The 14,648-nt window shown below is 70.8% G+C and carries 7 protein-coding genes and 1 pseudogene; 2 read left to right on the forward strand and 6 right to left on the reverse strand.

Features of this window, described 5'->3' with window-relative positions; translation table 11 throughout:
* The first annotated feature begins 673 nt into the window (after positions 1-673).
* Positions 674-1,187 (forward strand): annotated as a pseudogene (locus ACWGKU_RS06285) (hypothetical protein).
* Complete coding sequence (locus ACWGKU_RS06290; RefSeq protein WP_401045494.1) at positions 1,184-1,384, forward strand: hypothetical protein; 201 nt, start codon at positions 1,184-1,186, stop codon at positions 1,382-1,384. Before ACWGKU_RS06285 ends, ACWGKU_RS06290 begins: the two are co-directional and overlap by 4 nt.
* Positions 1,385-1,405: 21 nt before the next feature.
* Here the strand turns inward: ACWGKU_RS06290 and ACWGKU_RS06295 are convergent, their stop codons facing one another.
* The 6 genes from ACWGKU_RS06295 to ACWGKU_RS06320 all read right to left on the reverse strand — a co-directional run.
* A complete protein-coding gene (locus ACWGKU_RS06295; RefSeq protein WP_452178473.1) occupies positions 1,406-3,136 on the reverse strand; it encodes a hypothetical protein in 1,731 nt (576 codons plus the stop codon).
* Positions 3,137-3,140: 4 nt separating this feature from the next.
* On the reverse strand, positions 3,141-3,623 hold the full coding sequence (locus ACWGKU_RS06300; protein WP_401045499.1) for a hypothetical protein: 483 nt from the start codon (positions 3,621-3,623) through the stop codon (positions 3,141-3,143).
* A complete protein-coding gene (locus ACWGKU_RS06305; protein WP_452178472.1) occupies positions 3,620-7,684 on the reverse strand; it encodes a discoidin domain-containing protein in 4,065 nt (1,354 codons plus the stop codon). Before ACWGKU_RS06305 ends, ACWGKU_RS06300 begins: the two co-directional genes overlap by 4 nt.
* Positions 7,681-9,936 (reverse strand): hypothetical protein, encoded by a 2,256-nt coding sequence (locus ACWGKU_RS06310; RefSeq protein WP_452178471.1) that lies wholly within the window; start codon positions 9,934-9,936, stop codon positions 7,681-7,683. Before ACWGKU_RS06310 ends, ACWGKU_RS06305 begins: the two co-directional genes overlap by 4 nt.
* A 7-nt stretch (positions 9,937-9,943) precedes the next feature.
* Positions 9,944-14,167, reverse strand: a complete 4,224-nt coding sequence (locus ACWGKU_RS06315) for a DUF6603 domain-containing protein (protein ID WP_452178470.1) — start codon at positions 14,165-14,167, stop codon at positions 9,944-9,946.
* Between the two features lie 136 nt (positions 14,168-14,303).
* A partial coding sequence (locus ACWGKU_RS06320) for a hypothetical protein (protein WP_452178469.1) occupies positions 14,304-14,648 on the reverse strand: 345 nt, incomplete at its 5' end.

Raw genomic sequence — 14,648 nt, forward strand, 5'->3', positions numbered from 1 at the left:
CCCTTCACGCCCGGGGGTATCGTGCGGTTACCTTCTCTTTTGCAATTGGGGGGGGGGGGGCCCGGGCCCCCCGCCCCCCCGCCCCGAAGTACCCCTGCGCTCACATCGAAGCGCCCCCGCCGGCACTCACATCCTCACTCGACGCATGACACGGTTCGACCATCCGCGACAGCGCCTGACAGGACCAATGCTGACCCTCGGTCGAGGCGCTGGACGCCCTCGTCGAGCGTGCCTGCGAACCGCCCACCGGCATCTCCCGGGCGAAGCAACTGCGCTGGGTCGCCGGCGAACTGCGCACCGCCCTGGAGCGGGGCGCGATCGTGCCCACGGCCGCCGGCTCACTCGCCCTGCTCTTGGCGCCGGGCACCCTCTCCGCCTACCTCACAGCTGCCGAGCGGGGCCTGCTGCGGCGCAAGCCCGCCGCACGACCGGGCCAAGCGAGGCCGTCGCTCTGTCCAGGCACACCCAAGCCGCGATGCGCCACTGGCTCACTGTCCGCGGCCACCTCGTCGCACGCGACACCACCGAACCCATCGGCCCTGTAGGTGCCAAGAACCATGTCTGTGCTGGTCAGTTGACGTATGGGCGCTTCCGCGAGGCCGGCTGGTCGAGTGACAGCGGAGGTCTCGCTCGATGATTGCCAGCTGGCTCCGGCCGGCTCCAGGATGGTCCGGTGTTGCTGCGACTGCCCTACCTGGCCTTGACAAGTGTGTTCACCTTGATACGGCTCCTGCCGATGAGCGACCGCGACAAGGACGCCAAGATCCTCGCGCTACGCCACCAACTGACCGTGCTACAGCGACAGACCGACAAACCGAAGCTCACCCGGCCCGACCGCGCGCTGCTCGCCGCACTCCTGCACCACCTCCCCCGGACACACCTTCGGCAACTCCAGCTGATCGTCTCCCCCGACACGCCCCTGCGCTGGCACCGCGACCTGCTGCGCCGACGCCACGCCAAGGCCTCCCGCCCCAAACCTCATCAGGAACCAGGCCCACCCACTCCACGCGCTGCGCGAGTACGAGCAGTTCTACAACACGCACGGGCCCCACCACAGCCTCGCCAGCGCCGCGCCCCTACGCCCACTGCCCGAACCCATCACCGAACCCGACCGGCTCACCCACCTCGACATCCGCCGACGCGACCACCTCGGCGGCATCCTGCACGAATACCAACATGCAGCGTGACCAGCACGGACGTGGTTCTTGGCACCTACAACGTCACCGCATGGGGGCACCTCCCGGCCGAAGGCCGGGGGAGGGCCACCCAGCAGGTCCGCAACCTCCTGATGACCCTGGACGACACGCGCACAGCCAGCATCCGCTACCTGATCCGGAAAATGCCGGCTGCTTCATCGAGGCCTTCGTCGGCGGCGGCTCAATGATTCACCTGTCGCCAAGAGCGCCTACGGCTTGGCTCCCAGATAGAACCTCCAGACATCCAAGTTCCCTCCGTCGGGAGACCTCTTCTGAAAAGTCCATCCTTTCCTGAGCGGTACGGTCGCTACTTCCCAGGCGTCAAGGCCGATCTCAAACAGCATATTTCCGCCGGACCAGACGTTGATGAACTGCTTCTTGCCATGTTCGTTCCTGACCGTGGCGATCATGTCGGCATCAACGGCGACTGAGTAGGACGTACCTGACCACCTGGCGACCGTAGAGGCAGGGAACAGGCCGTCGATCCGGCCAGCGAACACGGCGGGCCCGTTGGCAGTAAGGGTCTGACCTGCAGCGATGTTGACAGGTCCGCCTGCGATGAGGGTACGAGCCACGGTGAGCGGGGCACCCGCGTCGCGGGGGTTTCCGCTGATTGGGCTGAAGAACTCGACGGCCTCGGATTCGTTTCCATTGACGCTAATGATGTGCTTCACGAACAGGATGCCGTTCCCAGGCTCCGTCGACTCGACCTTGAGGTTGCCCTTGGCGGTGGTTGTGCCGATACTGGTGAGTCCACCGTTGGCAGTGAGCATCTTGCCCGTGGCGAGGGTGAGGTTGTCTCGGACCGTGATCGCATCACCGTTTGTGGAATTGATGTAGTTGGCTCGAAATGTATGACTGGCCGAGACCGTCAGATCATTTTGGGCGAGAATGGGGCCATTGGCCGTGAGCGTCTTGCCCGTGGCGAGGGTGAGGCCATTCTTGACGCTGATGGTGCCGGTTACGGTCGTGGCCTGCACGGTGTCGACTTTGAGGGCTTTGCTAGTGGCGATGGTGAGGTCGTTGCCGACCTTGATGGCGCCGTTGGCGGTGCGGGCGTTGATGTGATCGACATCGAGCGTCTTATTTGGGCCGAGGGTGAGGTCGCCGGTCGTGACGATATTATTTTTGATACTGATGCTGCCAGTTGCGGTCGGGGCCGCCACGCTGGTGACGGCGATATCGGGGTCGTTGACCTTGATAGAGGTGGTGAGGTAACGGACTTCGTTGCCCATCTCGGCTTGAAGGATGAAGCTTGAGTCGTCGACCAGGTCCACCGGGGAGGTCCAGCTGTCGCCGCTGGCCGTGGCTGATCCCTGGGTGCCGTCCGGCTTCCGGTAATACATGGTGTATTTCGCCTGCGCAGTGCCGTTCCAGTGGAGGGTGGGCTTGGTGCCGCGCTTGATGGCCACGGTGGCCGGGCGGAAGCTGTGTAGGTAGAAGGAGTCGTCGCTCTTGCTGACCGTGCCTGTCCCGGCGCGTTCCTGGTACGGGCCGTCCTCCCCAGTGGTCGAGGTGGACTCCTCCCAGGTGATGTCGACCTTGCCGACGCCGCCGTTGACCTCGATTCCCCACAGTTTCAGCTCGACGCTCCAGGTTCCGTCGAACGCGGCGGGCTCGTCCGGCGGCGGCGAGCAGGTGAAGACGACCTTGTCGGGGTCGCGGGTGTCGGCCTCGACAGTCCAAGCCCGCCTCCCTGTGGGAACGGTCAGCTCGTAGTGGATCAGGCTCGGTTCGCTGGTCAGGGCGGTGGCCTGACGGCCGGTGGGGATGCTGACCGTGAACGACTTGCAGTGCACGGGCCAGTTACCGCCGGACTTCACCTTGCCGTAGGTGAACGTCAGGTCGGCGTACTCCGGCTTGGCGAAGGTGGAGACGTGGATCGGGTCCGAGGGCACCAGGACGGGCGGGAGCAGCATGGGGGGCTTGGGGGTGGTCACGGTTCTAGGCCTCCTGGATGGCTGTGGTGGCGTTGCCGGTGCGGCGCTGCGGGCTGCTGTCGCCGGGGGCGGTGTCCTCGGTGATGCGGCTCTGGGTGCCGGGCGGGGTGCTGATGTCGAGGGTGAGCGCGAGGGTCCAGCTGCCGTCGAAGTGGGCTGGCTCGGCGGGGGTGAGGGTGATCAGGGTGGTGGCCGGGTCGGTGGTGGTGGTTTCGACCAGCCATTGCCGCCCGCGGCCGGGGCCGCGTTCGAGGTCGAGCCGGGTGCGGTAGACGACGGGCTCCCCGCTCCGCACGGTGGCGGAGTCGGCGAGAGGCAGGCTGACGGCGATCCGGGTGCACTGCACCGGCCAGCTGGTGCGGCCCGCCGGGTCGTCGCCGACGGTGAGGCGGACGCGGTTGAGGGCCACCTCGCCCGGCTGTTGGGCCGCTGCCGGGGTGTGTTCCAGGTGGTAGGGCAGCAGCAGGGCTGAGTCCGGGCTGGTCACGACGCGGTTCCTTCCTGGGCCGGCGACGGGGCCGACGAAGAAGCTGGGGCCGGCTGGAGTTGGAGGTAGCCCGAGCGGGCGACGGGCGGCGGCGCGTCGGGGTGGGAGAAGTGGTCGGCGTTGTAGATGAGGTGCTCGTCCCACTCCGGCAGCGGCTGGCCGCTGGCGGTGCCGTCCACGGGGAGCGGTTCGGCCCAGGTCCAGTCGCCGTGCCAGGCCGCGGGGCGGGGCATGACGAGGGACTTGTCCGGCGGCTCGCCGTGCACGCTGAACTCGCGGACGGCGCAGGGCCCGGCGGCGGCAGCGATGTGCCGCAGGCGCAGGAAGCGGACGGTGAGCGGCGTCTCGGGCTCATAGTGGATCTCGTCCACCTGGGCGGAGCCGCGCAGCACCGTCCACTCCTCGCCGTCATCACCGCAGGCTTCCAGCTCGGTGGCCACGGGCTTGCCGCTGCCGTCCGGGCGGCCGAGCAGGAGGTCGATGGCTTCCACCCGGCGTTCGGTGTGCAGGTCGAGGCGGACCCAGTCGCCTGCCGCCGGCACATCGCCGCTCTCGTAGCTGGTGGTCGGGTCGCCGTCCGTCATCGCGGAGGCCGGGTGGCCGGGTTGGGCCTTGAGGGAGGCCGTGGCCGCCGGGGGGCCGAACCGGTCGGGGGCGAGCAGCGGGTTGAGGCGGAAGGAGGCGCGGATGCGGGCGAGGGCCCGGTGCGTGGTGTCGGCGTCCACGGCGACTTCGGCCACGGGGAGGATGTCGGTGGTGGCGTGGACGGCGGTGTGGGGGCAGGCGAGCAGGGTGAGGTGGTGGGTGGCGGGGCGGTCGGCGGGACGGGCGGGCAGGGTGAGGTGGGCGCCGGCTCCGATTGGCGTCACGTAGGGGTTGGCCGGGCCGTTCGGGTCGACGGCATGGAAGCGGTGGTAGCGGGTCGGCTGGTCGTGGTCGTCGGCGGCGAAGTAGCCGATGAGGCCGTCGGAGAGTCGGTCTGGGTCGCCGAGGCGCACGGTCCAGCGGTAGTCGGGGTAGTTCGCCGCCGGCGGGTTGAGGGCCTGCTTCCAACTGGGGTCGGTCAGCGGTTCTCCCATCAGGTCCAGGCTGAGCTGGGTGCGGATGAGGGCGATGGGGCGGCCGATCAGGCGGGCCGGGGAGCGGTCCTCGTCGGGCGCGGGTTCGAGGATGTGGTCGAGCGCGGTGTCGATCGTCCTCGTCAGGGCCTCGAATGCCTCGGGTGCGTGGCCGAGCAGGCCGCGGGCGAAGGCGGCGAGGTGCGGGTAGGCGGCGGCGAAGTCGGCGTCGCGCGGGTGGCGGTAGGGGGCGTGCGGGAGCGCGTTCCAGGCCGTGGTGCGGGTGTTGTGGACGTCGCGCACGACACGCAGTTCGCCCAGCGGCTCTCCGTCGGGGCCGTAGGCCAGCAGGGTCCGGTCGAGGTGGTTGACCAGCAGCCAGCCGGCCACCGGTGCCTCGGCGCCGGGGAGTTGTGCGGCGTCACCGGCCTCGGCGACCTCGGCGGGTGGCTGGTCGCCGCGCAGCGGCACGGTGTCCAGCCGGACCCGGGCCGGTTGGATGAGGCGGGGCGGCAGCTGCACGAAGCGCTGCGGGCCGGGCGGGTTCGGGAACAGGTCCTTGTCCGGCAGGACGCTGTCCGCGCGGACCGGTTGGAACTGGATGGGCTGGCTCTGGGTCGGCTGCACCAGGGAGCACACCCGGCCGAAGCGGTCGATGACGACCAGCTCGATGAAGTGGAACTGGCCCGCTCGCACGGGTTGGAAACGTTGATCGCCGTGGCCCTCGGCGCCGTCGGGGACGTGGTTGCTCTCCCCGGCCTGGGACAGGACGGCCTGGTCGGTGGCGGCCTGGGCGGCCCCGTCCAGCTGGATGAGCCAGTCGTGGAAGCCGTCGAGGGCCTGGGAGAGTACGTCGATGCCGTCCAGTTCGGCCCGCATGGCGTGCAGTTGGCCGGCCAGCTGCGGCGGGGCGTGTTCGGCGAGCCGGCGGGTCTGCTCGCGCAGCACGTACCGGGTGGCGGGGGTGACGAAGGCGCGCGCGCCGAAGGCGTTCCAGCGCCGTCCGCCGTCCCCGTCGCCGGGCGCGGCGCCGGTGCCCTTCCAGCGGTAGCGGTAGCGGTCCGGCTCGGGGTCGCCGTCCTGTCCGAGGCCGAACTCCCAGTTGGGGGTGGCGTTCTGGCTCTGGTAGGGGGTGGCGCAGTGCTTGATCTGCCACTGGAGGTAGAGGGGGAGCCAGGGCTGGCGCCAGACGTGGGTGTATTCGGGCCAGGGGCCTTCGGTATGGGCGGCCGGGTCGGCGACGACGGCGTGCAGCGCGGTGTCGGTGCCGCCGGTGGCCGGGGTGCGCACGGCCTGGTCGAGCAGGGCGAACTCGGCGACCACCGCCTTGATGATGCCCGGTACTTCGGGCGTGTTGGCGGGCAGCAGCGGGTTGGCGGGGACGGGCACCAGGGTGCCGTTGATCTTCACCTTGGTGAGGAGGCGCGACGGCAGGCGGCAGGGCAGCGGGTCGTCCTCGTCGCGGCCGAGCGGCTGGGTGGTTCCCGTGCCGGTCAGGGCGAGGACGGGGTCGGCGGGGCGGTGGTAGCTCTGCCTCGGCGTGCGCTTGAGCTCCAACTCGTCGGGCAGCCGTTTAGTCTCGGCGTAGCGGTCGATCGCGGTCTGCGTCTCTTCGGGGGTCAGGCCGTGCGGGACCAGGCCGCTCAACCGCTTGACCTCGGTGTCGAGCACCGTCACGCGCGCGCGGGCCTCGTCGATCTTCTGGTCCCAGGCCCGCTCGTCGAAGGCGTAGTCGAGGGGGCGGCGCTTCTCGGGCAGGTTGCGCAGCCACCACAGTGACCACAGCCGCCATTGCGCGGCGGCGAGTTGGTGGCGGGCCTGGTCGTATTCGTCCTGATCGCGATTGAGGGTGGTGATCCAGTCCGGCTGTCCGGGGGGCGGGGCCTGACTGTCGGCCGTGTCGCTGGGCCGGTTGACGATGTGCCAGGTGGCGCCGCCGTCGTGGCCGCTGAACCAGGAGCGGCGGGTGAGCTCGTCCAGGGAGTTCTGCCAGTCGGGGCCGTCGAGCTCGTCGGGGTTGCCGTGGAACAGGGCGCGGACCTGGTCGGCGAGCTGGGTGCCGGAGGCCTGGTGGTCGACGAGTGCGGCGACGGCGTCGGCCGTGCTGTGCCCGATCGCGACCTTGACGTCGCGGGTCTTGGGGCGGTCCGAGTCCGGGTGTCCGCCCTCGCGGTTCCACGGAATGCCGAGGGCGGTGCCGACGTAGCGGGTGCGGGTGACCGTGGCGGGCATGCCGTCGGGGGCGGCCCATCCCAGGGCGCGCAGCACGTCGGCCACGTTGTCGGGGTCGGCGTCGGGGGGCAGCAGTCCCTTGATGTCGCGTGCGGTTTTGAGGATGTCGGCGCTGTCCTTGCTGTACCAGCCGATCACGCAGTAGCTGACGGTGCAGGGCGGCGGGTAGCTCTCGCTGGCCTTGAGGTCGGCGAGGGTGTCGTGGAAGAGGAAGACGTTCTCGTGGTACGGGGCGAAGGCCGCGAAGGCGGGCAGGCCGCTGCCGATGGCGGTCAGGAACAGCGGCCGGTCGGCCGGCTCGCTCCAGCGGCCGGCGGTCAACGGGTGGACGCGGCCGATGTAGTCGGCGCGGGGCGGCCGGTCGGGGTTCGGGTCGACGAAGGGGGTGAACGCCGACTCGACGGGCCCGCCGTCGGCCTTCTCCAGGTAGTCGCTGTGGACGAGGAAACCGGCGGCCTTCATGACGCCGCGCACCTCGGCGTAGCGCACCACCAGCCACCTGTTTGGCACCAGCGGGAAGGTGCTGACGCCGGTGGCTGGGTCGATCACGCCGGTGGCCAGGGCCTCGGGCAGCTGCCACTGCACGTGGATGCCCTCTTCGGGGTTGCCCTCGGAGTGCTGGATGGGCGGTTCGGCGTTGCTGCGGAAGTCCTTGGAGAAGGTCCACGGGTAGCGCGGACTCCAGCGCCGGAAGTCGTCGAAGTTGGCCACGTCGCGGGTGGCCAGTAGCGCGTGGACCTCGACGGGGACGATCAGGTCGGTGTCGGTCATCGGGCGCTCTCCTGGCCGGGCGTCGGGTCGAGGATCAGGCGTTGCTCGACGGGGGCGTTGACGAGTTGCAGGGCGAACTCGCCGGGTGCGAGGTCGCCGAGGGCGGGGTCGAGGACCTGGGCGAGGGCGGGCACCAGGCCCCGTTCGCCGCGTAGGGCCAGGACGTCCGGGGCATCGTCCCCCGCGCGCGGGCGCAGGTGGCGGGTGAGCAGGCCGCCGCCGACGGGGTAGTCACGGCGCAGCGGGTAGCCGAGGTTGGTGCCCGGCCGGTGGTCACGCAGGTTGATGACGCTGTTGTCGCCGGTGGCGCTGGTGCTGTCGATGCCGAAGTGGATGCCCTGGCCGGGCTCGCGGATGACGATCTCCTCGGGCAGGGCGTCCAGGAGTAGCAGCAGGGTGTCGGGAGCGAGGTGGTCGCGGCGCAGCTCGGTGTTGTCCGCTCCGGCGGCGGTGGTGAGGATGTCGAAGACCGGCCAGGCTTCGACGAGTTCGGAGCGGATGAGCAGCCCGGCGCGGCGCGGTTCGGCGGAGCGGGTGCGGCGGCGGTCGACGGCGGCGGTGAGCGCCGGGTCGACAGCTGCGTCCAGGGAGGTGTGGACGCCGACGTCGCGGGCGCCGGCGAGCAGTGCTTCGATCCAGTTCTCGTCGATGCGGAACAGCCGGATCGACTCCGGGGGGAGCATCGCGGGGTGCGGCACCAGGTAGTTGAACGGCACCCGGCGCAGCAGCGCCAGTTCGTCCAGCCAGGCCGGCAAGGTGCGGGCGTGCCGTGCGGCGGTGGCCTGCAGGGCCGCCATCCGGGGCTCGGCGGTGAGCGCGGCATGGGCGGCGGCCTGGGTGAGCCGGGCACGGCGGCCCCGGCGGGCCGAGACCTGGCCGGCCGGGACGAGCGGGCTGGCGAGCGCCTCCAGTAGGCCGGCGGCGAAGGTGGGGGCGGCGAGGTTCCGCAGGGCGCGCCCGTCCAGGTCGCCGGGGTCGGCGGCGGCGAGCACCGGATCGGCGGCCAGGGCCATCACCGTCGCGGCGGTGTTGGCCAGTTCGCGCCGCGCCCGGGTCATCTCCTCGCTGTAGTCGGGGTCGCTCAGTGCCAGGGTGCGGCCCAGCGTCCAGGCGGCGGCGTAGGAGACGTCGAACAGGCCGTGCTCCGGCTCGTAGATCAGCGCGTGGTCGGCGGTGGTCTTCGGCTCGTCGCGGGCGAAGTCGCGAGTCACCGGCGCGATCACGGGGGTGAGGGGGCCGCGGTACCAGCCGTAGGTGGTCTCCCCCGACAGCAGCCGGTAGGGCAGCGGGGTGTAGCCCAGGTGCAGGCGGCGGCGCGCGTACTGCTCGGCGTCCGCCGTGGAGCGGGCCGCCACGCTCCCCTCGGGGCGCAAGCGCAGCGCCAGGTTCTCCCGGTCCGCGCGGGCGGGTGCCACGAGGTTGCTGAGCAGCGCTGCGGCGTCGCGGGTGCCGGCCGGGTCGCTGGTGAACGTCCACGAGTGCAGCACGCACAGCCGCACCGCCTGGGTGCCGGTGGGGAGTTGTCCGGGGTCGAGCCTGCCTTTGAAGCCCTCCAGGGAGACAAGGTGCGCGGTGTAGGTGCCAGCCTGGCTGGGGAAGCGGTTGGCGGCCAGCACGGCGTACTGGCCCTCGGTCAGGATCTCGCCGTCATCGAGTAGTTGCGGTCGGGTGGAGACGTCGCGGACGTGGGCGAGGTAGTGCAGTTCCTCCTCGCGCGGCACCAGGGTGGTGAACAGCTCGGCCGGGACGTCGATGCTCTGGCAGCGGCCGGCCTCGATGTCCGGGGTGATGCCGGTGTCGCTGAGGTCCGGCCCGAGGATCCCCGGTCCGGGGCGGCGCAGCTCGGCGACGGTGCGGGTGGTGGTCTGCCCCAGACCCTCCGGGTCGTCGGGCAGTTCGCCCGCGCGGACGACCATCAGGGCCAGCCACGGGGCCTGCTCGGGTACCGCGCGGGCGCGCAGCAGCCGCTCCCAGGGCAGGATCGAGCGGTTCAGGGTGATGTGCGGCAGGGTGCGGCTGAAGTCGCCGCTGGCTCCGTCGGCCGGGTAGTGGGCGTGCACGGACGAGGGATCGAGGACGAAGCGGACCGCGCGGATCTCGAACTGCTGCGTGGCGGTGGGGATGGCGGGCGTGTCGACGCGCACGCCGTCCTTGGTTAGGTGGTGATCCGCCGTGAGGGTGTAGACGCCGGCGGTGGCCAGCGGGCGGCGGTAGTCGTGGAAGGCGACGCGGAGGTCTTCGGTGCCGCTCAACGTCGGTTCACCTCTCGGCTGTGGTGGTCATGGGCGCGTGGGTGAACGTGGTCTGCGCGAGGTCCGCGTAGCGGGTCAGCGCGTCGTCGGTGCCCGGGGCCAGACCGAGGCCGGCCAGGGCGGCGTGCACCGAGGCGCGGCGGGCCGCGGTGGGCGGCGCGGCGATGCCGGTGGCCGGGTCGACGATGGTGGCGATGCTGCCGTCGTCCGGGGTGGACGGCGGGCCTTGTGCCGTCGAGCCCAGCTGCGGGATCGGCGCGTCCGGCAGCCCGTCGACGTCCAGGGCCTCGGCGTCGACCCAGCCGACCGCCGGGGCCAGTTCGGGCTTCGGGATCTCGAAGGTCAGGCCGGCCAGGCAGCCGCTGAGCAGCCCGTCGCTGCCATCCAGCACATCGCTGGGCTTGCCCAGCGGCTTGCCCCACATCGCCTTGGGCATGTCCTGCCGGTAGACGGCGACACCCCATCCGGTGGGGGTGTAGTAGTCGGGGGAATCGTTCCAATGCAGGGTGACGTGGTGTTCGGAGGCCACGCCCTGACCCTTGGGCCCCATCGGCCGGATGTCGATGGTGTCCGTGGCCGTGCCCTCGAAGGTCTGGCCGTTGAAGACGATGCGGCTGGCGGGGACGGCGGCCTCGGTGCGGACGGCGAACCCGTCCATCGAGACCAGCAGGGGCTCCCCCGCCGCCGACCGGATCGCGCTCTCCTCGGGGTCGACGTCGACCAGCAGCCCCCGCAGCGGGGCGATGGAGAGCGGGGCGGGCAACTGGACGCTGAACTCCGCCCAGTCGATCGCCGGTACGCCGTCGCGGCCGGTGCCGAACTCGACGGTGAAGCTGATGAACCAGACCTTGATCTTGGCCCGCCCGCCGATCGGCGGCCCCCACAGGTCCAGCTCCACCCCGACTTCCAGCGAGACCCGGACCCGGATGAAGAGCACCTTGACGGTGGCCGCGACCCCGATGTTGAGGCCCATCGACAGGTCGAAGTAGAAGGGCTTCCACTGCACCAGCGCGTCCAGCCAGGCGGTGAACCAGGCCTGCAGCTGGATGCCGTGGCCCTTGTCGTAGTTCGCGGACAGCTCGCCGCCGGCCATGAAGGCGCCGTCGGTCAGCGCCGCGTACACCTGCCCGCGGATCGCCACCGGGCCGATCGCCCACCGCCAGCCCACGCGGGGCGGGTCGGGGTAGTAGTCGGGCTTCTTGAAGTTCTTGTGGTAGCCGCCGAGGGTGAAGACGAAGCCCTTGCCGCCGCCGAGGGCGGTGCGGTCCTGGCCCCAGATGTAGAGCGACAGGCCACCGGTGAGCTCGGCCGCCGGGTCGATGACGTACGAGCCGGGCGCGATCACCGCGTCCATCGAGAAGAGGCCCTGATCGTGGTGGTAGCCGATGGCCAGGTCGATGACGATCCGCGCGATCGGCTTCTTGGCGGCCTTGCTGCGCGGCAGGTCGATGGTGGTACGGCCGATCAGCAGCACCTTCCAGGACTCGCCGCCCTCCACCAGCAGCAGCGCGCGCGAGCGCAGGAACTCGAACGAGCTGAACTCGATCCCGCCCGCGCCCCAGTACTGGCCCTCGCGCGGGGTGATCCAGCCGCCCGGGCCGGCGAGCTTCTCCAGCACCTGTGCGGGCGTGTCGCCGCTGCCGACGCCGTCCAGCCGGTTCACCAGCGGGAACTCGCCGACCTGGTCGATCGTCGGGGTGCGCACGGTGCTGTTGACGCCGAAGCCCAGCGAGATGGCGATCACCCGGAACGGCGGCGGCCCGAACAGTCCCTGCTCACCGCCGGAGATCTCGCCGAACAGGAACAGTGACGACCAGCCGTCCACGGCCTTGGCATACGACCCGGCGGCATTCAGGGCGAAGAACCCGGTCTCGATCGCGGCAAGCCCGACGAACTGCTCCTTGAGCCCCGGGGCGACCTCCGAGCCGGTGCGGCGCTCCACCATGCCGCTGATCCTCAGCGGCGGTTTCTCCAGCTGCACGCCCGCCCCGCGCAGCCGGGGCGCGACGTCCAACTCCCCGTCGATGCCCAGTCCGAGGCCCATCAGGATCAGCCGCACCGGGCCCACTGACAGGACGGCGTCGAGGGCGACGAAGATCTGCCCGTCCGCGAAGCCGATCCCGATCCCGGAGAACCGCACCGGGCCGAACACCAGGTCCAGCTCGCGCGACCAGCCCTCGTCCGCCGCGCGCACGGCGAGCGGGCCGAGGGGAACAGCCACGAGCGCGCCGCCCGCACCTGTGGTGATCGGCAGGACCAGCGGGACCTGCGACACTCCACCGATGCTCAGCTCGATCTGGACGGCGGTACCGGGCCCGGCCGCCCGATCGGCGGCGAAGCGCGGCAGCCTGCGCTCCGCTGCGGAATCGGCCTGATCCAGTGCGGAGTTGAGCAAGGCGGCCTGGTCGGCGGTCCAGCCGGTGGGCGTCGAGGTGACGGCGATAGCGTCCAGCACCAGGTCCGCGCCGGGCGGCATCGCCTCGCCGACCAGCGGCAGATCCGAGGCACGCGCGCCGAGCCGGGCCCGCACCGCGGCGGCGGTGCTGCGGGGGCTGCCGGCTCCGGTGCCAGGACGGCTGGCATAGACCCAGCCTGTGCGTTCGGTCGCGGCCGTCAGCAGGACCTCACCGGTAGCGGAGTCGTAGCGCACTGACAGGGCCTGCAGCTCGGGTCGCAACGCCTCGGGCAGATCGGGCAGATCAACGCCGAGGGCGGCCATCAGGTCCTGAACGGGGATCCCCTGCTCACTCGCCCACTCGAGGGTGAGCCGCGAGCCCGCGGCGTCGGCGCCGAAATCCCCCGTGAAGTCCATGACCCGGGGCTCACCGTCGACCTCCACCCCGACCGTCAAAGAGGCCGAGAAATCCACCGGCCGTTTCCCCGAAGGCGGCTTGACGCCGACCCGCGCGTCCAACGCGAAGGCCGCGCCTTCCAGCCCGTCGCCCAGTGGGAGCGAACCAGCACACCAGACACGCCCTGACAGGTCCGAGGCCAGCGACAGCGTCACGCGGTCCACTGCCAGACCAGCCACGGCTTGTGGCACAGGCACGCCGAACGTCTGCTCGAACCAGCCTGCAAACCCGGCGAAGTCCACCTGGAACGCGGAGCCTTCCACCTCCCACACCCCATCGGGCCTGCGCCGCCCCTCCAGCACAGCAGGAGTCCCGCCCACGTCGAGCGTGCCCGCCAATGTCACACCGGGAACCGATGTGCCGGTGCCGGCCGAACGCAGCTCCAGTCCGGTCAAGACGACATCCGCAGCCAGGTGCCAGCGCGCATCCAGGGCCAGCGCCAGGGTGTAGGACCTGGACGCCACATCGGCCGAGACGTGGATGAACCTCAACTGGACGCCGGCGGGGTCGATACCGGTACCTGTCAGGGCCCCGTCCCCGATCAGGTCACTGCCGCCCGCAGGGTTCCACAACACCGCCGACAGCCGACCCGCCGGCAGCGCCAACTCACCGTCCAGAACATAGGACCCGCGCACCGTGCATCGCACCCCCAGCGTGACGTCCACCTGCCACGCCCCGGCACGCTCCCGCACCGCGTCCAACCGCAACGGATCGACCCGGTCCAGCTCCACCAGACCCGGGATGAGTGGCCAGCTGGCGTCCCCCTGCAGCCGTAGGGCGACGCTCACCTCCTCCAGGCGTCCCAGGTACCGGTCGAACGCCGCGCTCACCGACGTCAGCGACAAGCTGCCCAGCCGGCCGCTGATCTCCTCCGGCAGGCGCACGAGATCCATCACCGACGCGTCCAGGAACGGAAGAGCCGCCAGATCCGCCAGCTGATCGAAGGCCGGGGCGTCCGGGAAATCCCCGGACAGTCCGACGACGGCCGACTGCGCGCCCAGCACCCGCACGGTCTCGCGCCTGGCGGGGCTGCCAGCAGGAAACGCCACCGTCAGGTACACCTCTGGGCGGGCACCGCCCAGGGCGTCCGGCAGCGCAGCGAAGACGACCGACAACGGGTCGAACCCCAGAGGGCGAAGCCTGGTCAGGTCGGTCTGCAGATACTGCGTCTCGATCACCCAGGACGGAGCCTCCACCGCCACCCGGCAGCCCACCACGGACATCCGGCCCGCGTCGGCGGCGAAGTGCACACGCGTCGCCAGCTTCACACCCAACTCCGGGATGTCACAGACTCCCGCCGCCTCCAGGGCCTCACGGTCGAAGACCGGCACGGACAGGCTCAGCCCACCCCCCAGGTACACATCGAACAGGTCGGACACCTCCGGGATTCCGAGCGCCGAACCCGGCAGCTCGAAAACCCCAGACCCGCTCGAGCTGTCGAACAAAGCCAGCAGCTCGGACACAGAAATCGCCACAGCGCCCTCCGGGAAACTCGAGTGAAATCCGCGGACATGCTCAGGAGCCAGCCGGTGGCGGCGCGGCAATCGCGCTCTGCCTGCCCGGCTTCAGAGCGAATGCGGGAGCCTTCTCGGCCGGCGCGTCCGCAGCCAGTGCCGTCAAGGCTGGACCCGTGGGATCGTAGAAGATCTGCGCCCATTTCCCGGTGCCCGGGAACCCGGGGCTGGTGAAGAACAGGCTGAAGAGAGCTTTGCCTGCCACGTTCCGCCCTTCCGCTGCCCACGTGGCGGTGATGGGCTGCGGCGCGAGATCGTGAACGGTGAAATCCCGATCAGGGACCGGCATGTTCGCCCCTCCGGGCCCCTGCAACCAGAAGGACTCGTGGTCGGGGCTGAGTTCGTA

The sequence above is a fragment of the Kitasatospora sp. NPDC054768 genome, from assembly GCF_053612025.1.